The 24,151-nt window shown below is 61.8% G+C and carries 29 protein-coding genes and 1 tRNA gene; 4 read left to right on the top strand and 26 right to left on the bottom strand.

Going from position 1 to position 24,151, the window contains the following annotated elements:
• Positions 1-11 precede the first annotated feature (11 nt).
• The 25 genes from CLU87_RS00150 to CLU87_RS00030 all read right to left on the bottom strand — a co-directional run bounded on the left by CLU87_RS00150 (position 12) and on the right by CLU87_RS00030 (position 17,056).
• Positions 12-88: transfer RNA gene (locus CLU87_RS00150), tRNA-Met, on the bottom strand.
• 22 nt (positions 89-110) lie between these two features.
• Positions 111-503, bottom strand: a complete 393-nt coding sequence (gene rplQ, locus CLU87_RS00145; RefSeq protein ID WP_008906513.1) for a 50S ribosomal protein L17 — start codon at positions 501-503, stop codon at positions 111-113.
• 154 nt (positions 504-657) lie between these two features.
• Positions 658-1,650 carry a DNA-directed RNA polymerase subunit alpha gene (gene rpoA / locus CLU87_RS00140; protein ID WP_005793666.1) on the bottom strand — a complete coding sequence of 331 codons (993 nt, stop codon included), beginning with the start codon at positions 1,648-1,650 and terminating at the stop codon, positions 658-660.
• A gap of 113 nt (positions 1,651-1,763) precedes the next feature.
• The gene (gene rpsD / locus CLU87_RS00135; protein WP_008906515.1) at positions 1,764-2,387 is read right to left on the bottom strand and encodes a 30S ribosomal protein S4; all 624 of its coding nucleotides are present in this window, start codon (positions 2,385-2,387) and stop codon (positions 1,764-1,766) included.
• Between the two features lie 90 nt (positions 2,388-2,477).
• Positions 2,478-2,882 (bottom strand): 30S ribosomal protein S11, encoded by a 405-nt coding sequence (gene rpsK, locus CLU87_RS00130; protein ID WP_005793662.1) that lies wholly within the window; start codon positions 2,880-2,882, stop codon positions 2,478-2,480.
• Positions 2,883-2,898: 16 nt separating this feature from the next.
• Positions 2,899-3,264, bottom strand: coding sequence for a 30S ribosomal protein S13 (gene rpsM / locus CLU87_RS00125; protein WP_008906516.1), 366 nt, complete (start codon positions 3,262-3,264; stop codon positions 2,899-2,901).
• 23 nt (positions 3,265-3,287) lie between these two features.
• A complete protein-coding gene (gene rpmJ / locus CLU87_RS00120) occupies positions 3,288-3,401 on the bottom strand; it encodes a 50S ribosomal protein L36 (protein WP_005793651.1) in 114 nt (37 codons plus the stop codon).
• Between the two features lie 137 nt (positions 3,402-3,538).
• The gene (gene secY, locus CLU87_RS00115; RefSeq protein WP_056065391.1) at positions 3,539-4,858 is read right to left on the bottom strand and encodes a preprotein translocase subunit SecY; all 1,320 of its coding nucleotides are present in this window, start codon (positions 4,856-4,858) and stop codon (positions 3,539-3,541) included.
• A gap of 24 nt (positions 4,859-4,882) precedes the next feature.
• On the bottom strand, positions 4,883-5,314 hold the full coding sequence (gene rplO, locus CLU87_RS00110; protein WP_056065387.1) for a 50S ribosomal protein L15: 432 nt from the start codon (positions 5,312-5,314) through the stop codon (positions 4,883-4,885).
• 10 nt (positions 5,315-5,324) lie between these two features.
• On the bottom strand, positions 5,325-5,507 hold the full coding sequence (rpmD, locus tag CLU87_RS00105; RefSeq protein WP_005793644.1) for a 50S ribosomal protein L30: 183 nt from the start codon (positions 5,505-5,507) through the stop codon (positions 5,325-5,327).
• Positions 5,508-5,521: 14 nt separating this feature from the next.
• Positions 5,522-6,040 (bottom strand): 30S ribosomal protein S5, encoded by a 519-nt coding sequence (rpsE, locus tag CLU87_RS00100; RefSeq protein ID WP_015016014.1) that lies wholly within the window; start codon positions 6,038-6,040, stop codon positions 5,522-5,524.
• Between the two features lie 17 nt (positions 6,041-6,057).
• Positions 6,058-6,423: a 50S ribosomal protein L18 gene (gene rplR, locus CLU87_RS00095; protein ID WP_005793639.1), complete on the bottom strand. Its 366-nt coding sequence runs from the start codon at positions 6,421-6,423 to the stop codon at positions 6,058-6,060.
• Between the two features lie 11 nt (positions 6,424-6,434).
• Positions 6,435-6,968: a 50S ribosomal protein L6 gene (gene rplF, locus CLU87_RS00090; protein ID WP_056065384.1), complete on the bottom strand. Its 534-nt coding sequence runs from the start codon at positions 6,966-6,968 to the stop codon at positions 6,435-6,437.
• 25 nt (positions 6,969-6,993) lie between these two features.
• Positions 6,994-7,389 carry a 30S ribosomal protein S8 gene (gene rpsH, locus CLU87_RS00085; RefSeq protein WP_005793636.1) on the bottom strand — a complete coding sequence of 132 codons (396 nt, stop codon included), beginning with the start codon at positions 7,387-7,389 and terminating at the stop codon, positions 6,994-6,996.
• Between the two features lie 20 nt (positions 7,390-7,409).
• Positions 7,410-7,715 carry a 30S ribosomal protein S14 gene (gene rpsN, locus CLU87_RS00080; RefSeq protein ID WP_015016017.1) on the bottom strand — a complete coding sequence of 102 codons (306 nt, stop codon included), beginning with the start codon at positions 7,713-7,715 and terminating at the stop codon, positions 7,410-7,412.
• A gap of 8 nt (positions 7,716-7,723) precedes the next feature.
• Complete coding sequence (rplE, locus tag CLU87_RS00075; RefSeq protein WP_005793632.1) at positions 7,724-8,263, bottom strand: 50S ribosomal protein L5; 540 nt, start codon at positions 8,261-8,263, stop codon at positions 7,724-7,726.
• 9 nt (positions 8,264-8,272) lie between these two features.
• On the bottom strand, positions 8,273-8,593 hold the full coding sequence (rplX, locus tag CLU87_RS00070) for a 50S ribosomal protein L24 (RefSeq protein ID WP_008906524.1): 321 nt from the start codon (positions 8,591-8,593) through the stop codon (positions 8,273-8,275).
• 9 nt (positions 8,594-8,602) lie between these two features.
• Positions 8,603-8,971, bottom strand: coding sequence for a 50S ribosomal protein L14 (gene rplN, locus CLU87_RS00065; RefSeq protein WP_007861702.1), 369 nt, complete (start codon positions 8,969-8,971; stop codon positions 8,603-8,605).
• A gap of 194 nt (positions 8,972-9,165) precedes the next feature.
• Entirely contained in the window at positions 9,166-10,758 is a 1,593-nt protein-coding gene (locus CLU87_RS00060; protein WP_099731959.1) for a glycerol-3-phosphate dehydrogenase/oxidase, read from the bottom strand.
• Positions 10,759-10,946: 188 nt separating this feature from the next.
• Positions 10,947-12,677 carry an ABC transporter substrate-binding protein gene (locus tag CLU87_RS00055; protein ID WP_099729095.1) on the bottom strand — a complete coding sequence of 577 codons (1,731 nt, stop codon included), beginning with the start codon at positions 12,675-12,677 and terminating at the stop codon, positions 10,947-10,949.
• A gap of 113 nt (positions 12,678-12,790) precedes the next feature.
• Complete coding sequence (locus tag CLU87_RS00050) at positions 12,791-13,099, bottom strand: DUF2160 domain-containing protein (protein WP_099729094.1); 309 nt, start codon at positions 13,097-13,099, stop codon at positions 12,791-12,793.
• A 12-nt stretch (positions 13,100-13,111) separates the two neighbouring features.
• On the bottom strand, positions 13,112-13,924 hold the full coding sequence (locus CLU87_RS00045; RefSeq protein ID WP_099729093.1) for a carbohydrate ABC transporter permease: 813 nt from the start codon (positions 13,922-13,924) through the stop codon (positions 13,112-13,114).
• Entirely contained in the window at positions 13,917-14,813 is an 897-nt protein-coding gene (locus CLU87_RS00040) for a carbohydrate ABC transporter permease (protein WP_099729092.1), read from the bottom strand. Before CLU87_RS00040 ends, CLU87_RS00045 begins: the two co-directional genes overlap by 8 nt.
• Before the next feature lie 58 nt (positions 14,814-14,871).
• Entirely contained in the window at positions 14,872-15,963 is a 1,092-nt protein-coding gene (locus tag CLU87_RS00035) for an ABC transporter ATP-binding protein (protein WP_099729091.1), read from the bottom strand.
• A 1-nt stretch (position 15,964) separates the two neighbouring features.
• Positions 15,965-17,056 carry an ABC transporter ATP-binding protein gene (locus CLU87_RS00030; protein ID WP_099729090.1) on the bottom strand — a complete coding sequence of 364 codons (1,092 nt, stop codon included), beginning with the start codon at positions 17,054-17,056 and terminating at the stop codon, positions 15,965-15,967.
• 236 nt (positions 17,057-17,292) lie between these two features.
• Between CLU87_RS00030 and CLU87_RS00025 the strand changes: the two genes are divergently transcribed.
• The 3 genes from CLU87_RS00025 (at position 17,293) to proC (ending at position 20,567) form a co-directional block, all read left to right on the top strand.
• A complete protein-coding gene (locus CLU87_RS00025; RefSeq protein WP_099729089.1) occupies positions 17,293-18,057 on the top strand; it encodes a DeoR/GlpR family DNA-binding transcription regulator in 765 nt (254 codons plus the stop codon).
• A gap of 21 nt (positions 18,058-18,078) precedes the next feature.
• Positions 18,079-19,572, top strand: a complete 1,494-nt coding sequence (gene glpK / locus CLU87_RS00020) for a glycerol kinase GlpK (RefSeq protein WP_099729088.1) — start codon at positions 18,079-18,081, stop codon at positions 19,570-19,572.
• Positions 19,573-19,730: 158 nt separating this feature from the next.
• Positions 19,731-20,567, top strand: coding sequence for a pyrroline-5-carboxylate reductase (gene proC / locus CLU87_RS00015; RefSeq protein ID WP_099731958.1), 837 nt, complete (start codon positions 19,731-19,733; stop codon positions 20,565-20,567).
• Between the two features lie 43 nt (positions 20,568-20,610).
• On the opposite strand, the gene ubiA is transcribed toward proC, so the two are convergent.
• Entirely contained in the window at positions 20,611-21,504 is an 894-nt protein-coding gene (ubiA, locus tag CLU87_RS00010; protein ID WP_099729087.1) for a 4-hydroxybenzoate octaprenyltransferase, read from the bottom strand.
• Positions 21,505-21,700: 196 nt separating this feature from the next.
• On the opposite strand from ubiA, the gene CLU87_RS00005 reads away from it, so the two are divergent.
• Positions 21,701-24,151, top strand: a 2,451-nt coding sequence (locus tag CLU87_RS00005; protein WP_233193669.1) for a CHASE3 domain-containing protein, incomplete at its 3' end; no start/stop codon positions are given.

The following is a 24,151-nucleotide window of genomic DNA, read 5'->3' as shown; positions in this document are numbered from 1 at the left end:
TTGCTATGTTTTGGTTGCGCGAGAAGGATTTGAACCTCCGACCTTTGGGTTATGAGCCCAACGAGCTACCAGACTGCTCCATCGCGCGATAAGAAATAAATTATACCCTATTATTCAGCTGCTGCCGAATTATTTTCGGTTTCTGCAGCACGATCGACCAATTCGACCAGGGCCATAGGCGCATTGTCGCCCACGCGGAAGCCCATCTTCAGAATGCGGGTGTAGCCGCCAGGACGCACCTTGAAACGCGGGCCCAGGTCGTTGAACAGCTTGGTCACGCTGTCACGGTCACGCAGACGGTTGAATGCCAGGCGGCGGTTGGCGACAGAATCTTCCTTGGCCAAGGTGATCATGGGCTCGATCACGCGGCGCAGTTCCTTGGCCTTGGGGACGGTGGTCTTGATGACTTCGTGCTCGATGAGCGAGTTCATCATGTTCTGCAGCATCGCGAGGCGGTGCGAGCTGGTGCGGTTGAGTTTGCGAAGGCCGTGTCCGTGGCGCATGGTGCTTTCTTTCTACTGTCTATGTAATTAAATCAGGCAGCCGTATCAGGTACTGTCCGAGGCACTGTTCCCCGGAGGGAACGAAAAGTCCCCCTTGCGGGGGACATCAAACCGGGCGCCCAAAATTTGGGCAGCCTTCGATTATAGCTTTGGCTTAACGCTTGTCCAGACCTGCTGGCGGCCAGTTCTCAAGCTTCATGCCCAAGGTGAGGCCACGCGATGCCAGCACTTCCTTGATTTCGTTGAGCGACTTGCGGCCGAGGTTAGGCGTCTTGAGCAGCTCGTTCTCGGTGCGCTGAATCAGATCACCGATGTAGTAGATGTTCTCGGCCTTCAGGCAGTTGGCAGAACGCACGGTCAGTTCCAGCTCGTCCACAGGACGCAGCAGGATCGGATCGAACGTTGCATTGCCACGTGGGCCTGCGGGTGCGTCGAACGCAGCCAGCTCGCCGCCTTCCAGCTGCGCGAATACCGCCAGCTGTTCCACCAGGATCTTGGCAGATGCCCGCACGGCATCTTCGGCAGTGATCGCGCCGTTGGTCTCGATCTCGACCACCAGCTTGTCCAAGTCGGTACGCTGCTCCACACGGGCGCTTTCCACGGTGTAGCTCACACGCTTCACGGGGGAGAACGACGCGTCCAGCACGATGCGGCCAATCGACTTGGTCGACTCGTCGGCATAGCGGCGCAGATTGCCGGGCACATAGCCGCGACCCTTCTCTACCTTGATCTGCATGTCCAGCTTCCCGCCAGCAGACAGGTTGGCGATCACGTGATCAGGGTTGACGATTTCCACGTCGTGAGGGGTCTGGATGTCACGGGCAGTGACCACACCTTCGCCATCTTTGCGCAGGCTCAACGTCACTTCATCACGGTTATGGAGCTTGAACACCACACCCTTGAGGTTCAGCAGGATATTGACCACATCCTCTTGAACACCGTCAATAGACGAATACTCGTGCAGAACGCCTGCAATGGTGACTTCCGTCGCTGCATAACCCACCATGGACGAGAGCAGGACGCGCCGTATGGCGTTGCCCAGCGTGTGGCCGTACCCACGCTCGAACGGCTCCAGTGCGACCTTGGCACGGTTGTGGCCAAGCTGCTCGACATTGATCGCCTTGGGTTTCAGCAAATTGGTTTGCATTCAGACTTCCTCTCAATACCCCCAGCTCGTTACACCGGTAAGGCTGGTGAAGCGCCTAAACCGCGATGCCTCGCGGTTCAGGGACGGTTTTCTTGAATTACGTACTCGACCGATTAGCGCGAGTACAACTCAACGATCAGCGATTCGTTGATGTCGGCGCCAAACTCATCACGGTCTGGCACCTTCTTGAAGATGCCTTCTGCCTTCTCGGCATTCACTTCCACCCATGCGGGCATACCCACTTGAGCTGCCAGTTGCAGGGCTTCCACCACGCGATTTTGCTTCTTGGACTTTTCACGCACAGCCACAACGTCACCCGTCTTCACGAGGTACGAAGCAATGTTCACGGACTTGCCGTTCACGGTGATCGCCTTGTGCGACACCAGCTGGCGCGCTTCAGCGCGAGTGGAGCCGAAACCCATGCGGTACACGACGTTGTCGAGACGGGACTCCAACAGGAACAGCAGATTGGCGCCAGTGTTGCCCTTCTTGCCTTCGGCGGCTTCGAAGTAACGGCGGAATTGCTTTTCCAGCACGCCGTACATGCGCTTGACCTTCTGCTTTTCACGCAGTTGCAGACCGTAGTCAGAAGTGCGGGCACCCGAGGTGCGGCCGTGCTGACCAGGCTTGGAGTCGAACTTGGACTTGTCAGCGATCGAGCGGCGTGCGCTCTTCAGGAACAGGTCAGTGCCTTCACGGCGGGAGAGTTTGGCCTTGGGGCCGAGGTAACGTGCCACTTGAGCTTCCTTTGTGTCATCTACCGCAAACCATTGCGGGAGCCGCCTGAGGCGCTTGCGCGTTCACAGGCGGCGGTGGGCTTAGAGAGATTAGATACGACGGCGCTTTTGAGGGCGGCAGCCGTTGTGTGGCACCGGGGTCACATCGGAGATCGATGTGATACGGATGCCCAGTGCGCCCAATGCGCGCACCGAAGACTCACGACCAGGACCTGGGCCCTTGATTTCAACGTCAAGGTTCTTGATACCTTGATCGATGGCAGCGCGACCGGCCACTTCCGAAGCCACCTGGGCTGCGAATGGGGTGGACTTGCGCGAACCCTTGAAACCTTGGCCACCGGACGAAGCCCACGACAGAGCATTGCCCTGACGGTCGGTGATCGTGATGATGGTGTTGTTGAACGAGGCGTGCACGTGTGCAATGCCGTCCGAAACATTCTTCCGGACCTTCTTGCGAACGCGCTGAGCTGCGTTATTGGCAGGAGACTTAGCCATGATGATCTTTCAATCTTTATTTCTTCAGTGCAGCTGCACCCTTGCGCGGACCCTTGCGAGTGCGAGCATTGGTACGGGTGCGCTGACCACGCATTGGCAGACCGCGGCGATGGCGGAAGCCACGATAGCAGCCGATGTCCATCAAACGCTTGATGTTCATCGTGGTTTCGCGGCGCAGGTCACCTTCAATGGTGAACTGCTCGATTTGCTCGCGAATTTTTTCCAGATCGCCGTCCGTCAGATCCTTGATCTTCTTGGAGTAAGCGATACCAGTTGCTTCGCAGATCTTGCGAGCGCGGGTGCGACCAATGCCAAAAATGGCGGTCAAACCGATTTCCGCGTGCTTGTGCGGCGGAATGTTAATGCCAGCGATACGTGCCATATGCGTCCTCTAATACTTTCCAATCAACCTTGGCGCTGCTTGTGACGCAGATCCGTGCAGATCACGCGCACCACACCCTTGCGGCGGATGATCTTGCAGTTGCGGCAGATTTTTTTGACCGAAGCCGAAACTCTCATTGCATTCTCCTAAAACTTTTCCATCCGTCCCGGCTGCTTCGCACGGAACACAATTTGTGCCCGCGAAAAATCGTGGGGCGCCAACTCAACCGATATCCAACTCTTTGCAGGCAGCGCTGGGCGCTGCCCTCGTGATGTCAACCGCCTGCACTGCCTTTGAAGTTCGCCTTCTTGAGCAGCGATTCGTACTGTTGCGACATCATGTAGTTCTGGACCTGGGCCATGAAGTCCATGGTCACCACCACGATGATCAGCAGGGAAGTTCCGCCAAAGTAAAACGGTACGTTGTACTTCAGGATCAGAAATTCCGGCAACAGACACACGAAGGTGATGTACACGGCACCGGCCAAGGTCAGGCGAACCAGGATCTTGTCGATGTAACGCGCAGTTTGTTCACCGGGACGAATGCCTGGGATGAACGCACCACTCTTCTTCAGGTTATCTGCTGTCTCGCGGCTGTTGAACACCAACGCCGTGTAGAAGAAGCAGAAGAAGATGATCGCAGCGGCATAGAACATCACATAGATGGGCTGACCTGGAGTCAGTGCACCCGAGATGTCCTTGAGCCAACGCATCGATTCACCAGCACTGAACCAGTTCACCACAGTCGCAGGCAGCAAGATGATCGACGACGCGAAGATCGGAGGAATCACACCCGCCATGTTCAGCTTCAAGGGCAAGTGCGACGATTGACCGCCATACACCTTGTTGCCGACTTGTCGCCGTGCATAGTTCACCAGGATCTTGCGCTGACCACGCTCCACAAACACCACGAAGTAAGTCACCAGACCCACCACGATAACGATGAAGATGGCTGCCAGGATGCTCATCGCGCCAGTACGAACCAGCTCCAGAAGACCACCGATCGAACTGGGCAACCCGGCGGCGATACCACCGAAGATCAGGATCGAAATCCCGTTACCCAGACCACGCTCGGTGATCTGCTCACCCAACCACATCAGAAACATGGTTCCGGCCGTCAAACTGACCACCGCAGTCAGGCGGAAGCCAAAACCGGGGCTCAGAACCAAGCCAGCAGAGCTTTCGAGAGCCACGGCAATACCCAGAGACTGGAACAGGGCCAGGCCCAGGGTTCCGTAACGGGTGTATTGCGTGATCTTTCGGCGACCAGCTTCGCCTTCCTTCTTCAACTGCTCAAACGCAGGCAGCACATAGGTCATCAGCTGCATGATGATCGATGCAGAGATGTACGGCATGATCCCCAGTGCGAACACTGTGAAACGCGACAGCGCGCCACCCGAAAACATGTTGAACAGGTTCAGGATGCCGCCCTGCTGGCCACTGAACAGCTGCTGAAGTTGGGCTGGATCGATACCAGGCACAGGGATATGAGCCCCGATGCGGTATACGACCAGCGCCAGCAACAGAAAAACCAGACGACGACGCAGGTCGCCGAATTTTCCGGTCTTTGCAATTTGAGCCGCGCTAGTAGCCACAGATGCCTTCCTTCAGTGCCACACTCAGGCGACGCTGCCGCCAGCAGCTTCGATGGCTGCCTTGGCACCAGCCGTAGCACCCACGCCAGACAGCTTGACTGCCTTGCTCAGGGAACCGCTCTTGATGACCTTGACCACCTTGGCCAGCTCGCCCACCAGGCCAGCTTGCTTCAGTGCCAGCACATCCACTTCGGCCAGGCCCAGTTGGTCCAGCGCCGTCAGCGTAACTTCTGCATTGAACTTGAGCAGGTGCGACTTGAAGCCGCGCTTGGGCAAGCGACGTTGCAGCGGCATTTGACCGCCTTCGAAGCCCACCTTGTGGTAGCCACCAGAGCGGGACTTTTGGCCCTTGTGACCACGGCCAGCGGTCTTGCCCAGGCCGGAGCCGATACCACGGCCTACGCGGCGCTTGGCATGCTTGGCGCCGTCTGCGGGCTTGATGCTATTGAGTTCCATGATCTATCTCTCAGACGATTTTGACCAGGTAGCTGATCTTGTTAATCATGCCGCGAACTTCGGGCGAATCCTTCAATTCGCTGACGCTGTTCAGCTTGCGCAGACCCAGGCCACGGACGGTGGCGCGGTGCGATTCCTTGGTGCCGATCGGGCTGCGCACCAGTTGAATCTTGACGGTTTGTTGCGTTGTCATATTCAGGCTCCGGTTCAGGCGAAGATGTCTTCGACTGTCTTGCCGCGCTTGGCTGCAACGTTCGACGGAGTCGTCGAATTGACGAGCGCGTCAAAGGTAGCACGGACCATGTTGTAGGGGTTGGACGAACCATGGCTCTTGGCCACGATGTCGGTCACACCCAGTACTTCAAAGACTGCGCGCATAGGACCGCCAGCGATGATACCGGTACCCTTGGGTGCGGGAGCCATCATCACCACCGCCGCGCCATGGTGGCCGGTCACGTTGTGATAGATGGTGCCGTTCTTCAGGGACACCTTGACCATGTTGCGGCGGGCTTCTTCCATCGCCTTTTGCACAGCAGCAGGCACTTCCTTGGACTTGCCCTTACCCATGCCCACGCGGCCATCACCGTCGCCAACCACAGTCAGTGCGGCGAAACCGAGAATACGGCCACCCTTCACGACTTTGGTCACGCGGTTGACCGCGATCATTTTTTCGCGCAGACCGTCGTCACGACCTTCGTCTTGCACTTTGGGTTGAAATTTAGCCATTTTTTATTCCGCTCCGCTTAGAACTGCAGGCCGGCTTCACGGGCTGCGTCGGCCAAAGCCTTGACGCGACCGTGGTAGGCAAAGCCTGCGCGATCAAATGCAACCTTCTCGACACCTGCAGCTTTCGCCTTTTCAGCGATACGCTTGCCGATGATCTGGGCTGCAGCGGCATTGCCACCCTTGCCCGAACCGCCGAGCGACTTGCGCACGTCGGCTTCTGCCGTCGAAGCGCTTGCCAGCACCTTGCTGCCGTCGCCGGAGATCACACTGGCGTAGATATGGAGGTTCGTACGGTTCACGGTCAGACGCGCCACGCCTTGCTGTGCAATGCGGATGCGGGTCTGGCGCGAACGACGAAGACGCTGCTCTTTCTTGGTCAACATGTTGCAGCTCCTTATTTCTTCTTGGTCTCTTTGATCGTGATCTTTTCGTCCGCGTAGCGGATGCCCTTGCCCTTGTAGGGCTCGGGTGGACGAACAGCACGGATCTCAGCGGCGATCTGACCGACGCGTTGACGATCAGCACCCTTGATCACCACTTCAGTGGGGGTAGGGGTGGCAACCGTGATACCAGCGGGCATCTCGATGTTGACCGGGTGCGAATAGCCGACGGCCAGGTTCAGCTTGGAACCGGCTGCAGCAGCCTTGTAACCCACGCCTACCAAGCTCAGCTTCTTTTCGAAACCCTTGCTGACGCCGACCACCATGTTGTTGACCAACTGGCGAATCGTGCCGCTCATGGCATTGGCTTCGCGGGAATCATTGGCAGGCTCAAAGCTGAGCTTGCCTTCATTGCTGGACACCTTCACCAGCGCGTTTTGCGCCAGCGACAGGGTGCCGCCAGAACCCTTCACGGAGATCTGGTCACTTTTCACGGACACATCCACACCTGCGGGGATGGTCACGGGCATTTTTCCTACTCGGGACATTTCAGTTTCTCCTCAATGCCGCGGGTTAGGCCACGTAGCAGAGCACTTCGCCACCGACACCGGTAGCGCGCGCCTTGCGATCGGTCATCACGCCCTTGGGCGTTGTGACAATTGCCACACCCAGACCGTTCATGACTTGTGGAATGGAATCACGGCCTTTGTAGACACGCAGACCAGGGCGGCTGACGCGCTCGATGCGCTCAATCACTGGACGGCCTGCGTAATACTTCAGGGCAATTTCGAGTTCGGACTTGCCAGCTTCGGTCTTGACCTGGAAGCCGTCGATATAACCTTCGTCCTTCAGCACCTGGGCGATGGCGATCTTCACTTTGGAAGATGGCACCAGAACCGTGGCCTTGGAGACCATCTGTGCATTACGGATGCGGGTCAGCAAGTCAGCGATGGGATCACTCATGCTCATGTTTAATCTCTCCTGCCTGCTTACCAGCTGGCCTTGGTGACACCTGGGATGTCGCCATTGAAAGCCAGTTCGCGGATCTTGGCGCGAGCCAGACCGAATTGACGGAAGGTGCCACGTGGACGACCGGTGATTTCGCAACGGTTACGCTGACGTGTGGGGTTTGCGTTGCGCGGGAGCTTTTGCAGGCCCAGGCGGGCTGCATCACGCTCTTCGTCGCTGCGCTTGGCATCGCCAGCGATTGCCTTCAGTTCCGCATACTTGGTTGCGTACTTGGCTGCCAGTTTTTCGCGCTTCAGTTCGCGCTGGATCAAAGCTACTTTAGCCATGCTTCGCCTCAGTTCTTGAACGGGAAACGGAAACCAGCGAGAAGCGCCTTGGCTTCTTCGTCGGACTTGGCCGTCGTGGTGATGCTGATATTGAGACCGCGCAGGGCGTCAACCTTGTCGTACTCAATTTCAGGGAAAATGATCTGTTCTTTGACGCCGATGTTGTAGTTGCCACGGCCATCGAAGGCGCGACCGGAGATACCACGGAAGTCACGAACGCGGGGCAGCGCCACGGTCACGAAACGATCCAGGAACTCATACATCTGCACGCCACGCAGCGTGACCATACAGCCAATGGCCTGACCTTCGCGGATCTTGAAACCAGCGATAGCCTTCTTGGCCTTGGTCACCACAGGCTTCTGACCAGCAATCTTGGTCAGATCGGCCACAGCGTTGTCCATCACCTTCTTGTCCGAGACTGCTTCGCTCACGCCCATGTTCAGCGTGATCTTGGTCAGACGGGGAACCTGCATCGGCGAGGTGTAACCGAACTGCTTGGTCAGCTCGGGAGCGATCTTGTCGCGGTAAATTTCTTGGAGTCGTGCCATGTTTACCCCTTAGGCCGCCTTGATTTCAGCGCCGCTGGACTTGAACACGCGAACGCGCGTGCCGTCAGCCTGCACCTTGATGCCCACGCGATCAGCTTTGCCAGTAGCGGCATTGAAGATGGCCACGTTGGACTGGTGAATCGGCATGGCCTTTTCGATGATGCCGCCCGTCGTACCCTTCATAGGGTTTGGCTTGGCGTGCTTCTTGACCAGGTTGATACCGTCGATGACGAGGTGAGAGTCATCCTTGCGCAGCGACACAGTGCCACGCTTGCCCTTGTCACGGCCGGTCAGCACGATGACTTCGTCGCCCTTGCGAATCTTGTTCATGGCGCGTCCTTAGAGAACTTCAGGAGCCAGGGACACGATCTTCATGAACTTCTCGGTACGCAGTTCACGCGTCACGGGTCCAAAGATGCGGGTGCCAATGGGCTCCAACTTTGCATTCAGCAACACTGCTGCGTTGCCGTCGAATTTGACGAGCGAACCGTCGCCGCGACGAATACCCTTCGCCGTGCGAACCACCACTGCGCTGTAAACCTCGCCTTTTTTGACGCGGCCACGTGGAGCGGCTTCTTTGATGCTCACCTTGATGATGTCGCCAACGCTTGCATAGCGACGCTTCGAGCCACCCAGCACCTTGATGCAAAGGACGGACTTGGCGCCGGTATTGTCGGCAACCTCTAACCGAGATTCTGTCTGGATCATTTCAATATTCCCAACTTGCACCAGAAGACAACAGCCCCAGAGAACTTCTCAAGGGCTGCAAATCAGCCAGTCAGTCTTGGGCCCGTCGTCCGCACCGCAAACCATTTGCAGCACTTCCCGCTGGGCAGAAACTTCACGTATGAAACGCGAAGCCCTCGATTATTGCAAAAGACTTTTAGGAAGTCAAGCGCGTGTTATGTGGGCACATGCAGATACTGTTGCGCCAGGGCCAGAAAGGCCTCCAGTTGCGGATCGGCGCCTAGCTCCTCGCGCAGGAGGCCTGCGACAACCGGCGCCAGCTCAATCGCCTTGCGGGCATCCAGGAACAGCAGACGCGAACGCCGCGCCAGCACATCTTCCACCGTACAGGCGTATTCGTAGCGGGCCGCAAAGCGCACCATTGCCTCCGTCAGGCCGCCCCCGAGATCCGTCTGCGCTCCGGGCATTGCCCGCACCTCAGCCGCTTCCGTGCCGTAAGAGTGCAGTCCTTGGGCATCGCTGATGCGGTGCTGTACGGGCTCCCGAGGAGTTCCCACCAACGGCAGATGATTGGTCACCCCAGCTGGTTTTTCAGGCAACAGCCCCGTGGTGAAGCATTTTTGCAACACATCTTCGGCCATTGCCCGGTAGGTGGTCCATTTTCCACCCGTCACGGTGATCAGGCCACTGCGGCTGGCCAGCACGGTGTGCTCCCGGCTGATCTTCTTGGTGTTGTCGCCGTCGTCGTCCTGCGGCTTGACCAGCGGACGCAAGCCCACCCAGATGCTACGAATGTCCTCGACGCGGGGCGCGCGGGTCAGGTAGCGCGCGGATTCCTCCAGGATGAACCGCACTTCCTCCCGGAAGGGCTCAGGCTCGCGCACCACATCCTGGCGCGGGCTGTCGGTGGTGCCCAGAATGAGTTTGCCCAGCCAAGGCACCGCAAACAGCACGCGGCCATCGGCCGTCTTGGGCACCATCAGCGCGTGGTCGGACGGCAAGAACTCCCGGTCCACCACAATGTGCACCCCCTGGCTGGGCGCCACCATGGGCTTGACAGGCCGACCGATGGCTTCGCCGTCCATCTGGCGCAGGGTGTCCACCCACACGCCCGTGGCGTTGACCACCGACCGAGCGCGCACCGTGAATTGCTGGCCGCTGTCCGCGTCCTCGCAGACAAAACCCACGACCTTGCCAGCCTCGTGAACCAGCGACCGTGCGGGACAGTAATTGACAACCAAAGCGCCCAGGCTGGCGGCCGTGCGCGCCAGCGCCAAGGCCAGGCGAGCGTCATCGAACTGGCCGTCCCAATATTTGACACTGCCCTTGAGCCCCTCGGTACGGGCGGTGGGCAGACATTGCAGGGTGCGAGCGCGCCCCAGAAACTCCGTAGGGCCCAGGCCAGCCTTGCCTGCAAGCGCGTCATACATCATCAGCCCGATGCCATAGAAGGGCGTTTCCCAAAAACGGTACGACGGCATCACAAAGGGCAGCGGTTGCGCCAGATGGGGCGCGTTGTGCAGCAGCGTGGTGCGTTCATGCAGCGCCTCGCGCACCAACGCGATGTTGCCCTGGGCCAGGTAACGGACCCCGCCATGCACCAGCTTGGTGGCCCGGGACGAGGTTCCTTTGGCGAAATCGTGTGAATCCACCAGCACGACGCTAAAGCCGCGCGCCGCGGCATCCAGCGCTACCCCCAGGCCCGTCGCGCCACCGCCGATCACGGCGAGGTCATACTGCTGCGGCTGGGCGAGGCGGGCCAGGAGGTCGGCGCGCCGTGTAGGAAGAGGTGCGGTGGCAATGGTCATGGGGTGATTGTCCATGGGCGGAGTAAAAACCAAGGGTTTACCCTTGAATTCCTGACACTCCCGGGGTGAAAACCCGCCCCGCAGCCGCACAGGGGCCGAGGGCGGTATGGAGCAAAAAAGGCAGCCAGAGACCTTTTGGGCCTTGGCTGCCGATCAATGGTGATTACAACAACACCTTGATCTGAGGATCAGCGCGTCTTGCCGTCCTTCCACGCCTGCAGCAGCGTGTTGTAGGCAATCGTCTGGCCCTTTGGCTTCTCATTGGCCAGCTTGGCCCAAGGCGCTTGCTTGTCGCTGAGCCACTTGGAGGGATCGCTCTTGGGGTTCAGCTTGGGTGCGCAATGTGCCATGCCCGCACGCTCCAGACGGGCCATCACCTGGTCCATCTCGTCAGCCAGCGTGTCCATGGCGCCTTGGGGGGTCTTTTCACCCGTCACAGCCTGTGCCACGTTCTTCCACCACAGCTGCGCCAGCTTGGGGTAGTCAGGCACATTGGTACCAGTGGGCGACCATGCCACGCGGGCCGGGCTGCGGTAGAACTCGACCAGACCTCCCAGCTTGGGCGCCATGTCGGTCATGGCCTTGGACTGGATGTCGGATTCGCGGATCGGCGTCAGGCCGACCATGGTCTTCTTGAGCGACGTGGTCTTGGCTGTCACGAACTGTGCGTAGAGCCAGGCGGCAGCCGTCTTGTTGGCGTCATGGTCCTTGAAGAAGGTCCAGCTGCCTACGTCCTGGTATCCGTTCTGCATGCCTTGCTTCCAGTACGGACCGTTGGGGCCGGGGGCCATGCGCCACTTGGGGGTGCCGTCGGCGTTCACCACTGGCAGGCCGGGCTTGGTCATGTCGGCCGTGAAGGCGGTGTACCAGAAGATCTGCTGCGCGATCTGGCCTTGTGCAGGCACGGGACCAGCTTCGCCGAAGGTCATGCCCGTGGCCTCCTTGGGCGCGTACTTCTTCATCCAGTCCACGTACTTGGTGAGGGCGTAGACGGCGGCAGGCGAATTGGTCGCACCACCACGGGCCACTGAGGCGCCCACGGGTGTGCACTTATCGTCAGCCACGCGGATGCCCCATTCGTCGATCGGCAGGCCATTGGGCGCGCCGATGTCGGCCGTGCCAGCCATGGACAGCCAGGCGTCGGTGAAACGCCAGCCCAAGGAGGGGTCCTTCTTGCCGTAGTCCATGTGGCCATAGATGGGCTTGCCGTCGATATTCTTCACGTCGTTGGTAAAGAACTCTGCGATGTCCTCATAGGCGCTCCAGTTGAGCGGCACGCCCAGGTCGTAGCCGTACTTGGCCTTGAACTTGTCCTTGATGTCCTTGCGGTCGAACAGGTCGGCGCGGAACCAGTACAGGTTGGCAAACTGCTGGTCAGGCAGCTGGTACAGCTTGCCGTCCGGCCCGGTCGTGAACTTGGTACCGATGTAGTCCTTGATGTCGATGCCGGGGTTGGTCCACTCCTTGCCTGCACCGCCCATGTAGTCGGTCAGGTTCATGATCTTGCCGTAGCGGTAGTGCGTACCGATCAGGTCCGAGTCCGAGATCCAGCCGTCATAGATGGATTTGCCCGACTGCATGGAGGTCTGCAGCTTCTCGACCACGTCACCTTCCTGGATCAGGTCGTGCTTGACCTTGATGCCGGTGATTTCTTCGAACGCCTTGGCGAGCGTCTTGGATTCGTATTCGTGGGTGGTGATGGTTTCGGACACCACCGAGATTTCCTTCACACCCTTGGCCTGCAGCTTCTTGGCTGCGTCCATGAACCACTTCATTTCGGCCATCTGCTGGTCTTTGCTCAGCGTGGAGGGCTGGAACTCGGTGTCGATCCATTTTTTGGCCTCCGCCTCGCCCGCCATGGCGGCCTGACCCGTCATGACCGCTACTGCCAGTGCCAGCGCTGTGTACCGCGTCTTCATAGTGCCTGTCTCCTCATAGTCATCTCCCCTTTGGATGCAAGGGTCGCGCGGCTCCGGGGAAGGGTTGAGCCGCGCGACGGGAACCATTGAAATCAAGGCTGCCTGCAGGCACCTCACCCCTTGCGCAGGATGAGCAGCAGCACTGCCATCGACAGCACAAAGCTGATCCAGATCGACGGATCGCCCTGCAGGCTGAACCACTGGGCCAGCTTGCCGCTGATGCCCACAAAAATAAGATTCACGTAAGCCGCTGACAGCAGCCCAATAAACAGCCGATCACCGCGCGTCGTCTCCAGCGGCAAAAAGCCCTTGCGCATCGTGGTGGGCGACTTGATCTCCCACACCGTCATGCCGATCAGCATCAGCACGATGCAAATGAAGAACACCGCCACGGGCAGCGTCCAGGCCATCCAGTCAAACATCTCGCTGCCTCCTCAAACCCGCCCCATCGCAAAGCCTTTTGCGATGTAGTGGCGAACAAACCAGATCACGATCGCACCCGGCACGATGGTCAGCACGCCCGCTGCCGCCAGCGTCGCCCAGTCCATGCCCGATGCGCTCACCGTGCGCGTCATGGTGGCCACGATGGGCTTGGCATTCACGCTGGTCAGCGTGCGGGCCAGCAGCAGCTCCACCCAGCTGAACATGAAGCAGAAAAACGCTGCAACGCCCACGCCGGCCTTGATAAGCGGCAAGAAGATGGTCATGAAAAAGCGCGGAAAGCTGTAACCGTCGATGTAGGCCGTCTCGTCGATCTCACGCGGAATGCCGCTCATGAAACCTTCCAGAATCCACACGGCCAGCGGCACGTTGAACAGCAAGTGCGCCAGCGCCACTGCGATGTGCGTGTCCATGAGCCCCACAGTCGTGTAGAGCTGGAAGAACGGCAGCAAAAACACGGCTGGTGGCGTCATGCGGTTGGTCAGCAGCCAGAAGAACACATGCTTGTCGCCAAGGAACTGGTAGCGGCTGAATGCATAGGCTGCGGGCAGCGCCACGGTGAGCGAGATCACCGTGTTGATAGCCACATAGATCAGGCTGTTGATGTAGCCCGAATACCAGGATTCATCCGTGAAGATGGTCTTGTAGTTGGCCCAGGTGAAATGCTGTGGAAAGAACGTGAAGGTCGAAAGGATCTCCTCATTGGTCTTGAAGCTCATGTTGACCATCCAGTAGATGGGCAACAGGGCGAACAGCAGGTAGACAACAAGGAAGATCGACCGCTTCTGGAAGCGCTTTTCATTCATGGCCGGCTCCTTCGTTGCTGGCAGTACCCACGCGCTGCATCCAGTTGTAGAGGATGAAACACAGCAGCAGGATGATGAAGAAATAGATCAGCGAGAACGCTGCGGCAGGGCCCAGATCGAATTGGCCCACAGCCTTGGTCGTCAAGTACTGGCTCAGGAAGGTGGTGGCATTGCCCGGCCCGCCGCCTGTGAGCACAAAAGGCTCGGTATAGATCATGAAGCTGTCCATGAAGCGCAGCAGCACCGCAATCATCAGCACGCCGCGCATCTTGGGCAGCTGGATGTAGCGGAACACGGCGAACTTGCTGGCACCGTCGATGCGGGCCGCCTGGTAGTAAGCGTCGGGGATGGAGCGCAACCCGGCAAAGGCCAGCAGAGCGACCAGCGGCGTCCAGTGCCACACGTCCATCAGCAGCACCGTGAGCCACGCCTGCGTGGCGTTGCCGGTGTAGCTGTATTCAATGCCCATCTCCTGGAGCAGCCGGCCCATGAGGCCGATGTCGGCGCGGCCATAGATCTGCCAGATAGTGCCCACCACGTTCCAGGGGATCAACAAGGACAGGGCCACCACCACCAGCACGGCGGACGACTTCCAGCCTTGCGCAGGCATGGATAGCGCCAGCATGATGCCCAGCGGAATCTCCACCGCCAGCACCGCCAGCGAGAAGGTCAACTGGCGCAGCAGCGCGGAGTGCAGCTCCTCATCGCGCATCACCTGCACAAACCATTCCGTGCCTACAAAGACACGGCGCTCGGGCGAAATGATGTCCTGCACCGAGTAGTTCACCACCGTCATCAACGGCAGGATGGCCGAGAAGGCCACACACAAAATCACGGGCAGGATCAGGAACCAGGCCTTCTGGTTCACGGGTTTGGTCGTGGTGCTCATTGGAAACCTCCGTGCTGCGCACTGCGGTGCTGAGCGCCTTCGGGCGGCCGGGCGGCGCTCATGGGGCGACCTCCGCGGTCAGCAACTGTTCGTTCTGGTAGAAGCAGGTGTGGGTGCCCAGCACCTGCAGCCACGCCGTGTCACCGGCCGACGGCAGGTGCGTCTCGGGTGTGAAACGCGCCTTGACGGTGTGCTCGCCCACCTTGGCGGTCAGCATCAGGTAGGTGCCAATGTCCTGCACTTGCACCACCATGCAAGGTAATGCGCCCGGCTGCTGCGGCTGGGCCAGGGCCAGGTATTCGGGCCGGATGCCGACCTGCAGGGCACCGTTCGGCAGCGTACGGCCCACGGGGCTGGCCAGGCGATGCCCGGCCACAGCGATACTGTCGCCCTCGCTGTGCGCAGACAAAAAGTTCATGCCCGGCGAGCCAATGAAGTGCCCCACAAAAGTATGCGCAGGTCGCTCGAACAAGGCGTCGGCAGACCCCACCTGCACGGCCTTGCCGCGCGTCATCACCACCACCTGGTCCGCAAAGGTCAGCGCCTCCACCTGGTCATGGGTCACGTAGATCAGCGTGAGTTTGAGTTCGTGGTGAATCTGCTTGAGCTTGCGCCGCAGCTGCCACTTGAGGTGCGGGTCGATCACCGTGAGCGGCTCATCGAACAGCACGGCCGCCACATCGGCGCGCACCAGTCCACGGCCCAGAGAAATCTTCTGCTTGGCATCGGCCGCAAGGCCTGCCGCACGCTGGTTGAGCTGGCCACTCATCTCCAGCATCTCGGCGATCACGCCCACACGCTGCTTGATCTGCGCCTCGGGCACCTTGCGGTTGCGCAGCGGGAACGCCAGGTTCTCGGCCACCGTCATGGTGTCGTAGATCACCGGGAACTGGAAGACCTGCGCAATGTTGCGCTCCTGCGGGCTGGCACGCGTCACGTCGCGGCCATCAAACAGCACCTTGCCGTGTGACGGCACAAGCAGGCCCGACATGATGTTGAGCATGGTGGTCTTGCCACAGCCCGAGGGACCGAGCAGCGCGTAAGCGCCACCGTCCTCGAACTCCATCTTCAAAGGCAGCAGGGCGTAGTCGCTGTCCTGCTGCGGGTTCGGCTTGTACGAATGCGCCAAATCCAGACTGATGCGGGCCATCTCAACGCCCTCCTTGTGCAGTAACAGGCCGCGCAGGCGCCCACGCCAGTCGGCCGTCGGCGCCAAACACATAGACCTGGGCTGGGTCCAGGTGCAGCGTGATGGGCGTGCCCAGTTCAAAGTAATGCACACCGGTCAGCTGTGCCACCAAGTCGCCCCAGGGTGTGGTCGCGTGCACAAAGGTATCCGACCCCGAGATTTCCGCCAGCTCCACCACCCCACCCACGCTGATGTCGCCCTGGCGCGCCACCACGCGCAGCGCACTCGCGCGCACGCCCACCGTGAGCCCAGCCGCCGTGGCCACACCTTGCGGCAGGTGCACGGCCAGCTCCACACCGCCCTGCAGGCGCACACCGGCAGTGGCGGCCGAGGCAGCAATCAGGTTCATCGGCGGGTCACTGAAAGCGCGCGCCACACGCAGCGAATTGGGCGCGTGGAACACCTCGGCCGTAGGGCCGTACTGCAGCAACTGACCTTCGTCGAGTACGGCGGTGTAGCCACCCAGCAGCAGGGCCTCGCCCGGCTCGGTAGTGGCATAGACCACAGTGGACTGGCCGGCAGCAAACAGCTGGGTCAGCTCCTCGCGCAGCTCTTCGCGCAGCTTGTAGTCCAGGTTCACCAGGGGTTCGTCCAGCAGCATCAGCGGCGCACCCTTGGCGAGGGCGCGGGCCAGTGCCACGCGCTGCTGCTGCCCTCCCGACAGCTCGGCCGGGTAGCGGTCCAGAAACATGTCGATGTGCAGGCGGCTTGCGATCTCACGCACCCGGGCGTCGATGTTCTTTTCGCCGCGCAGCTTCAGGGGCGACGCAATGTTGGCCGCCACCTTCATCGAGGGGTAGTTGATGAACTGTTGGTACACCATGGCCACATTGCGGTCGCGCACAGGGGTGCCCGTCACGTCCCGGCCATCAACCAACACGCGTCCATGGGTGGGCACATCCAGCCCCGCCATGATGCGCATCAGGCTGGTCTTGCCCGCCTGGGTCGCCCCCAGCAATACCGTCACGGCATTGGGCTGCAGCGACAGGTTCATGTCGTACAGCCAGGTCTGCGCCCCGACTTTTTTGCTGATGCTGTCCAACGCCAGCTGCATGAAGCATCCTCTTCCGGCCCTGGGGCCTGTGTGAAAGGGCTGCACACACGCACGGCAGCCCTCAAATTTCGATCTTTTTCATTTTTGTTCCTTTTTGTTCGAATCGAATCAAGGTTTACCCTTAATCAATTCGTTTTTGTTCGATTTACAGTCTTTAGCGTGCCACCGGGCACCAAGGCGAATGTTTCAGATTCGTTACGATTCGGTGACATAACACTGCGCACAACACCCCCACCGTGAACACCAATCCCCGCCAACTCCAACTCCTCGAAGAAGTGCGCGCGCGCAAGTCCGCCACGGTGGAACAGCTCGCCGAAACGCTGGGGGTCACCCTGCAGACGGTGCGCCGCGATGTGCAGCGCCTGGCAGAGTCGGGACTGCTCACGCGCTTTCATGGCGGCGTGCGCGTGCCCAGCTCCACGGTGGAGAACCTGGCGCACACCCAGCGCGAAAACCTGCATGCCGAAGGCAAGGCGCGCATTGCGCGCGCCGTGGCCGAACAGGTGCCCAACGACTGCTCGCTGATCCTGAACATCGGCACCACCACAGAAGCCATCGCCAAGGCGCTGCTGCACCACCGGGGCCTGCGCGTGATCACCAACAACCTCAATGTGGCGGCCATCCTGAGCGGCAACCCCGAGTGCGAGGTGATCGTGGCCGGCGGTGTGGTGCGCGCCCGCGACCGGGGCATCGTGGGCGAAGCCGCCGTGGACTTCATCCGCCAGTTCAAGGTGGACATTGCGCTCATCGGTATTTCGGGTATCGAGCCCGACGGGTCGCTGCGCGACTTCGACTATCGCGAAGTGAAGGTGGCGCAAACCATCATCGAGCACGCGCGCGAGGTCTGGCTGGCGGCCGACTTCAGCAAATTCAACCGCCCGGCGATGGTGCAACTGGCCACGCTGGCGCAGATCGACCGCCTGTTCACCGACGCACCGCCGCCCGAGCCCTTCCCGGCCCTTCTGCAAGATGCTGAAGTCATCTGCACGGTAGCTGCGTAGCTTCACCTATCCTTTGCCCTCATGACCTACCTGCTCGCTCTCGACCAAGGCACCTCCAGCTCCCGCAGCATCGTTTTTGACGAAGGCGGCCACATCGTGGCGCAGGCGCAGCTGGAGCTGCCGCAGATCTACCCCCAGCCCGGCTGGGTGGAGCACGACCCGCTGGAGATCTGGCGCACCCAGATCACCACCGCACGCGATGCGCTGGCCAAGGCGGACATTGCGGCCGGCGACATACGCGCTGTCGGCATCACCAACCAGCGCGAGACCACCGTGCTGTGGAACCGCCAGACCGGCCAGCCCGTGCACCACGCCATCGTGTGGCAGGACCGGCGCGCCGAACCCGCCTGCGCCCAGCTGCGCGAACAAGGCCATGCCGCCACCATCCAGGCCAAGACCGGCCTGCTGGTGGACGCCTACTTCTCCGGCACCAAACTGCAGTGGATGCTGGACCATGTGCCCGGCGCGCGGCAAGCGGCCGAGCGCGGCGAGCTGGCCTTTGGCACAGTGGACAGCTGGCTGATGTGGAAGCTCACCTACGGCAAAGTGCACGTGACGGATGTGAGCAACGCCTCGCGCACCATGCTGTTCAATGTGCACACCAACCAGTGGGACGACGAGCTGCTGGCGCTGCTGCGCATTCCCAAGGCGCTGATGCCCGAGGTGCTGCCGTCCAGCGCCCACTTTGGCGACATCGCGGCCGACCTGCTGGGCCACGCCATCCGCATTGGAGGCGTGGCGGGCGACCAGCAAAGCGCGCTGTTCGGCCAGGCCTGCTTCACCGCCGGCATGGCCAAGAACACCTATGGCACGGGCTGCTTCATGCTCATGCACACGGGCGGCAGGTTCCAGACCTCGCAGAACGGCCTGCTCACCACCAGTGCGGCACAGGCGACGGCGCAACCTGAATTTGCGATGGAAGGCAGTGTGTTTGTCGGCGGCGCGGTGGTGCAGTGGCTGCGCGACGGCCTGCGCGCCATCTCCACCAGCAACGAGGTGGAGTCACTGGCCCAAAGCGTGCCCGATTCGGGCGGCGTGATGATGGTGCCCGCCTTCACCGGCCTGGGCGCCCCGTACTGGAAGCCTGACGCACGCGGCACCATCACGGGCCTCACGCGTGGCACCACGCTGGGCCACATTGCGCGCGCGGCGCTCGAAAGCATTGCCTACCAGAGCGCCGCCCTGCTGCTGGCCATGAGCCGCGACGCCGTGGCCGCCGGCGGCGCCCCGGTGAGCGAGCTGCGCGTGGACGGCGGCGCCTGCATCAACGACTTGCTGATGCAGTTCCAGGCCGACCTGCTGGGCATCCCGGTGGTGCGGCCTGCAGTCATCGAGACCACCGCTTTGGGCGCGGCCTACCTGGCAGGGCTGTCGAGCGGCGTGTACCGCAGCACGGATGAACTCGCGCGGCTGTGGCGCGCCGACCGCCGCTTTGTGCCCACACTCAGCAGCGCGCGTGCGCAGGAGCTGATGGCGAACTGGGAGCATGCGGTGCGCCAAACTACGGCAGCCTGAGGTCCCCGCGGCGCTGGGGTGACAAGGTCTCTGCCGTCCCAGTAGCCCGTCTTTCCTCCCATGAGTCCTGCCGCTGTCGCCGCTGCAGACATGGACTGACGGCCCGGCGGCGCTACCATCGTGGCCCTTCCTTGTTTGCCACCTTGCCTGCACGCACCATGAGCCAGACCACTGCCTCCCCAAACCTCCCCACCATCGCCTTCATCGGCGGCGGCAACATGGCCAGCGCCATCATCGGCGGGCTGATCCGCCAGGGCCACCCGGCCAGCCAGATCGAGGTGGTCGAGCCCTACGCCCCCACGCGCGAGGCGTTGCTCAAGAACTTTGGACTCACGGCGCAGCCCGAGGCGGGCGCGGCGCTGCAGCGCGCCAGCATCGTGGTCTGGGCGGTCAAGCCGCAGACCTTCAAGGACGCGGCTGCGCAGGCCAAGGCGCACACCCAGCAGGCCCTGCACCTGAGCGTGGCGGCGGGCATCCGCTCGGACAGCATCGCCCAGTGGCTGGGCACCGAGCGCATCGTGCGCACCATGCCCAACACGCCCGCGCTGGTGGGCAAGGGCATGAGCGCGATCTACGCACGCCCCGCCGTGACCAGCGCCGAGCGCCAGAGCGTGGAGGCCATCATGGCGTCCACCGGCGAATTCCTGTGGGTAGAGAGCGAGACCCAGCTGGACGCTGTCACCGCCCTCTCGGGCTCGGGCCCGGCCTATGTGTTCTATTTCCTCGAAGCCATGACGCGCGCTGGTGTGGGCATGGGCCTGACCGAAGCGCAGGCGCACCAGCTGGCCGTGGGCACCTTTGTGGGCGCCTCGGAGTTGGCCCGCCGCTCCCATGAACCCCCGGCTGTGCTGCGTGAACGCGTCACCTCCAAGGGCGGCACCACCTATGCCGCCCTGCAGTCGATGGAAGCCAGCGGCGTGTCGCAGGCGTTCGAGGCCGCCATGCGCGCCGCCGAAAAGCGTGCCAACGAACTCGGCAACGAGTTCGGATCTTGATGTTTTGGGGCGGTAGCGCTAGTCGATCAAGCGCTGCTCGCTATTAATTTGTGAGTACCGCCCGCACCAGATAGCTGCCCGCAATGCCCGCAAACACCGTGGCGCCCAGCCAGTGGTTGATGCGGAACGCCTTGAAGCAGCCCTCACGGGTGCGGGCGCGGATCAGGGTGAAGTGCCACACGGCCTGGGCCAGCGCCACCGCAAGCGCTACATAAAATATAGCGCCCAAGGCATACGGTTGTAGCGCTACCGCCCAAATACCCAAGAAAAGCAGATAAAACACCACGATGGCGGCCACATCCAGCCGCCCCAGGGTGATGGCCGAGGTCTTGATGCCGATCTTGAGGTCGTCGTCCCGGTCCACCATGGCGTATTCGGTGTCGTAGGCCAGCACCCAGAACATATTGCCCAGCCACATCCACCACGCCACCGCAGGCACGCTGCCCTGCACGGCGGCAAACGCGATGACGATGCCGAAGTTGAACGCAATGCCCAGCACCGCCTGGGGCATGGAGATGATGCGCTTGGTGAACGGGTAGGCAATGGCCACCAGCACGGCGGGCACCGACCAGGCGATGGCGGCGGTGTTGGTGGTGAGCACCAGGCCAAACGACACCAGCGCCAGCACCGCCCCCAGGCCCAGCGCCTCCTTCACCGACACCGCACCGGTGGTGACCGGGCGCTGCGCCGTGCGCTTGACGTGTTTGTCAAAGTCGCGGTCGGCCACGTCGTTCACACAGCAGCCTGCGCTACGCATGAGGATGGTGCCCAGCACAAACACCGCCAGCAGGTGCCAGCCCGGGAACCCCTCGGCCGCAATCCACAGCGCGCTCAGCGTGGGCCACAGGCACACCAGCCAGCCAGCGGGGCGGTCCCAGCGGATCAGGTCGAGATAGAGCGCAAAACGGCTGCGGGGGGAAACAGGGGACGACGACATGATGGGACCATTACAAGAGCAGGCTCCGCAGCAAGACGCTGCGGCGGGTGGCGGGCCACGGGCGCACAGAATGTAGCAGCAGCGCCGCGACTGGGGCACGCATCACCGGGGCCAGGTAACAGCCCCAGCGCGAGCACAAAACCCGTTAAAGTCTCCGCTCGTTCCCCCAACGCACCGCCCCCTGGGGCACCAACGCATGCCCCATACATCGACCTCCCAGGCCGCCACGCGTTTTGCTGTCCCCCGCGGAATGCTGGTGGGATTTGTGATTGCTGCCCTCGCCACGGTGCTGATCGCGCTGGTGAACTTCCGCACCGCCCAGGTGCGCGCGCAAGCGGTGGAAGCCATGGACGAAACCACGGTGACCATGCGCCACCTCAACCTGTTTGTGTCTTCGCTGAAAGATGCTGAGACCGGGCAACGCGGCTATCTGCTGACGGGGGACGACACCTACCTGCAGCCCTACAACCTGTCCCTGGGCGCCATGGAGCGCAACATGGCGCGCCTCAAGGAGCTGACGAACGACAGCGCCGTGCAGCGCCGCCTGGTCTTGCAGATCGACGACCTGCGCTACGAAAAACTGCGCGAGCTGGGCGAGACCATTGAACTGCGCCGCTCCAAAGGCCAGGAGGCCGCCGTGGCCGTGACCCGCAGTGATGCCGGCAGGGTGCTGATGGACCGCATCCGCGACCTGGCATCGGACCTGTCCACGCTGCTGAACCAGCAGCTGGAAAGTGACCGCAAGCAGTGGGTAGAGGCCGCCTCGATGTCCACCTACTACTCCTGGGGCGGCTCGTTCGTGCTGCTGGTGCTCATCTGCCTGTCGGCTGCCGCCAATGCGCGGGAGTACCGGCTCAAGGCGCAGCAGTCCTGGGTGGCGGCCGGCCTCAACGGGCTGAGCCAGCGCATCCAGGGCGACCACCGGCTGGAGGACCTGGGCCAGCTCACGCTCGAATACCTGGCGCAGTACCTGCGCGCGGCCGTAGGGGCAGGCTATGTGGCCGACTGCAACGGCGCGCTCACCCTGTTTGGTGGCTACGCCCTGCCCCGCGAACGGCTGGAGCAGCGCCTGCTGCCCGGCGAAGGCCTGGTGGGCCAGGTCGCGCGCTCGCGCCAGATGCTGCATGTGCGCGATGTGCCCGCCGGGCACCTGATGGTGTCGTCCAGCACCGGCCAGTCCGCACCGACCGAGCTGCTGCTGGCCCCCGCCATCGAGAACGGCGAAGTGTTTGCCGTGATCGAACTGGGCTTTCATCGCCCGCTGACAGAGCCCGAACGCACGCTGATGGAACGCGCCTCGGGCATTCTGGCGGTGGCGATCCGCGCTGGGATTGACCGCAACCGCCTGGAAGCCTTGCTGGAAGAAACCCAGCGCCAGTCCGAGGAGCTGCAGACGCAGCAAGAAGAGCTGCGTGTGAGCAACGAAGAGCTGGAGCAGCAAAGCCGCATCCTGCAAGAGTCGCAGGCCCAGATGGAGGTGCAGCAGACCGAGCTGGAGCAGACCAACGCCCACCTGGAGGCGCAGACCCAGCAGCTGGAATACCAGCGCGAGCAACTGCTGCGCGCCCAAAGCGCCATGACGGACAAGGCGCGCGAACTGGAGCTGGCCAGCCAGTACAAGAGCGAGTTCCTGGCCAACATGAGCCACGAGCTGCGCACGCCGCTCAACTCCACCCTGATCCTCGCCAAACTGCTGTCCGACAACAAGCCGGGTAACCTGAGCGCCGAGCAGGTGAAGTACGCGCAGACCATCTACGCGGCGGGCAACGACCTGCTGGCACTCATCAACGACATCCTCGACCTGTCCAAGATCGAGGCCGGCCAGGCCACCGTGTCGGTGGAAACGGTGACGCTGTCCAAGGCCCTGCAAACCCTGATCGACCCGCTGCGCCCGCTGGCGCAAGAGAAGGGCTTGACGCTCACGGCCACCGTCGCGCCCGACGCACCCGCCACGCTGGACACCGACCCGCAGCGCCTGGGGCAGGTGCTCAAGAACCTGCTGTCCAACGCGCTCAAGTTCACCGAGAAGGGCTCGGTGGCGCTGCATGTGTCGCGCAACCCGGACGACACGCTGTCGTTTGCCGTCAAGGACACCGGCATCGGCATTCCGGCGCACCAGCAGGAGCTGATTTTCGAAGCCTTCCGCCAGGCCGATGGCAGCACCCACCGCAAGTACGGCGGCACGGGCCTGGGCCTGTCGATCTCGCGCGATCTGGCGCAGCTGCTGGGTGGGTCCATCCACGTGCACAGCACGCCGGGCGAGGGCAGCGTCTTTACCCTGGTGTTGCCCCAGAAGCTGGTGCCTTCGTCGCCTGAAGCTGAATCCGCAATGCCGCTGGCGGCGCCTGCGCCAGCCCACACGGCGGCACCGGTCGTCGCACCGGCTCCTTCGGCCCCCGCGTTGCCACCCGTGGCGGCCCCCACCGCACCCGTAGCCCCGCGCCGCGCGAGCGCGCGCAGCATTCTGGTGATTGAGGACGACGTGCGCTTTGCGCAGATCCTGAGCGACCTGGCCGGCGAGATGGACTTTGACTGCCACCTGGCCCACAACGCGGCGGACGGCCTGGCCTATGCGGTACACAGCCTGCCCAGCGCCATCGTGCTGGACGTGAACCTGCCCGACTTCTCGGGCCTGGGCGTGCTCGAC

This window comes from Acidovorax sp. 59 (genome assembly GCF_002754175.1).
GTDB classification, from domain to species: Bacteria; Pseudomonadota; Gammaproteobacteria; order Burkholderiales; family Burkholderiaceae_C; genus Acidovorax; species Acidovorax delafieldii.
The sequence above is the reverse complement of the archived record's forward strand: the minus strand, read 5'-3'. Positions and strand labels throughout refer to the sequence as shown.

Coding starts and splice junctions, on each gene's coding strand:
- rpsK (WP_005793662.1), bottom strand. CDS start 2,882: ATGGCTAAGTCTCCTGCCAATAACGCAGCTCAGCGCGTTCGCAAGAAG.
- CLU87_RS00045 (WP_099729093.1), bottom strand. CDS start 13,924: ATGAATGAAAAGCGCTTCCAGAAGCGGTCGATCTTCCTTGTTGTCTAC.
- rpsN (WP_015016017.1), bottom strand. CDS start 7,715: ATGGCTAAAGTAGCTTTGATCCAGCGCGAACTGAAGCGCGAAAAACTG.
- rplR (WP_005793639.1), bottom strand. CDS start 6,423: ATGTTGACCAAGAAAGAGCAGCGTCTTCGTCGTTCGCGCCAGACCCGC.
- rpmJ (WP_005793651.1), bottom strand. CDS start 3,401: ATGAGAGTTTCGGCTTCGGTCAAAAAAATCTGCCGCAACTGCAAGATC.
- glpK (WP_099729088.1), top strand. CDS start 18,079: ATGACCTACCTGCTCGCTCTCGACCAAGGCACCTCCAGCTCCCGCAGC.
- CLU87_RS00055 (WP_099729095.1), bottom strand. CDS start 12,677: ATGAAGACGCGGTACACAGCGCTGGCACTGGCAGTAGCGGTCATGACG.
- rpoA (WP_005793666.1), bottom strand. CDS start 1,650: ATGCAAACCAATTTGCTGAAACCCAAGGCGATCAATGTCGAGCAGCTT.
- ubiA (WP_099729087.1), bottom strand. CDS start 21,504: ATGTCGTCGTCCCCTGTTTCCCCCCGCAGCCGTTTTGCGCTCTATCTC.
- CLU87_RS00040 (WP_099729092.1), bottom strand. CDS start 14,813: ATGAGCACCACGACCAAACCCGTGAACCAGAAGGCCTGGTTCCTGATC.
- rpsE (WP_015016014.1), bottom strand. CDS start 6,040: ATGGCTAAATTTCAACCCAAAGTGCAAGACGAAGGTCGTGACGACGGT.
- CLU87_RS00050 (WP_099729094.1), bottom strand. CDS start 13,099: ATGTTTGACTGGATGGCCTGGACGCTGCCCGTGGCGGTGTTCTTCATT.
- rplQ (WP_008906513.1), bottom strand. CDS start 503: ATGCGCCACGGACACGGCCTTCGCAAACTCAACCGCACCAGCTCGCAC.
- proC (WP_099731958.1), top strand. CDS start 19,731: ATGAGCCAGACCACTGCCTCCCCAAACCTCCCCACCATCGCCTTCATC.
- CLU87_RS00035 (WP_099729091.1), bottom strand. CDS start 15,963: ATGGCCCGCATCAGTCTGGATTTGGCGCATTCGTACAAGCCGAACCCG.
- rplF (WP_056065384.1), bottom strand. CDS start 6,968: ATGTCCCGAGTAGGAAAAATGCCCGTGACCATCCCCGCAGGTGTGGAT.
- rplX (WP_008906524.1), bottom strand. CDS start 8,593: ATGAACAAGATTCGCAAGGGCGACGAAGTCATCGTGCTGACCGGCCGT.
- CLU87_RS00060 (WP_099731959.1), bottom strand. CDS start 10,758: ATGACCATTGCCACCGCACCTCTTCCTACACGGCGCGCCGACCTCCTG.
- rpsH (WP_005793636.1), bottom strand. CDS start 7,389: ATGAGCATGAGTGATCCCATCGCTGACTTGCTGACCCGCATCCGTAAT.
- rplE (WP_005793632.1), bottom strand. CDS start 8,263: ATGGCACGACTCCAAGAAATTTACCGCGACAAGATCGCTCCCGAGCTG.
- rpmD (WP_005793644.1), bottom strand. CDS start 5,507: ATGACAACGCAACAAACCGTCAAGATTCAACTGGTGCGCAGCCCGATC.
- rplN (WP_007861702.1), bottom strand. CDS start 8,971: ATGATCCAGACAGAATCTCGGTTAGAGGTTGCCGACAATACCGGCGCC.
- rplO (WP_056065387.1), bottom strand. CDS start 5,314: ATGGAACTCAATAGCATCAAGCCCGCAGACGGCGCCAAGCATGCCAAG.
- rpsM (WP_008906516.1), bottom strand. CDS start 3,264: ATGGCACGTATCGCTGGCATTAACATTCCGCCGCACAAGCACGCGGAA.
- CLU87_RS00030 (WP_099729090.1), bottom strand. CDS start 17,056: ATGCAGCTGGCGTTGGACAGCATCAGCAAAAAAGTCGGGGCGCAGACC.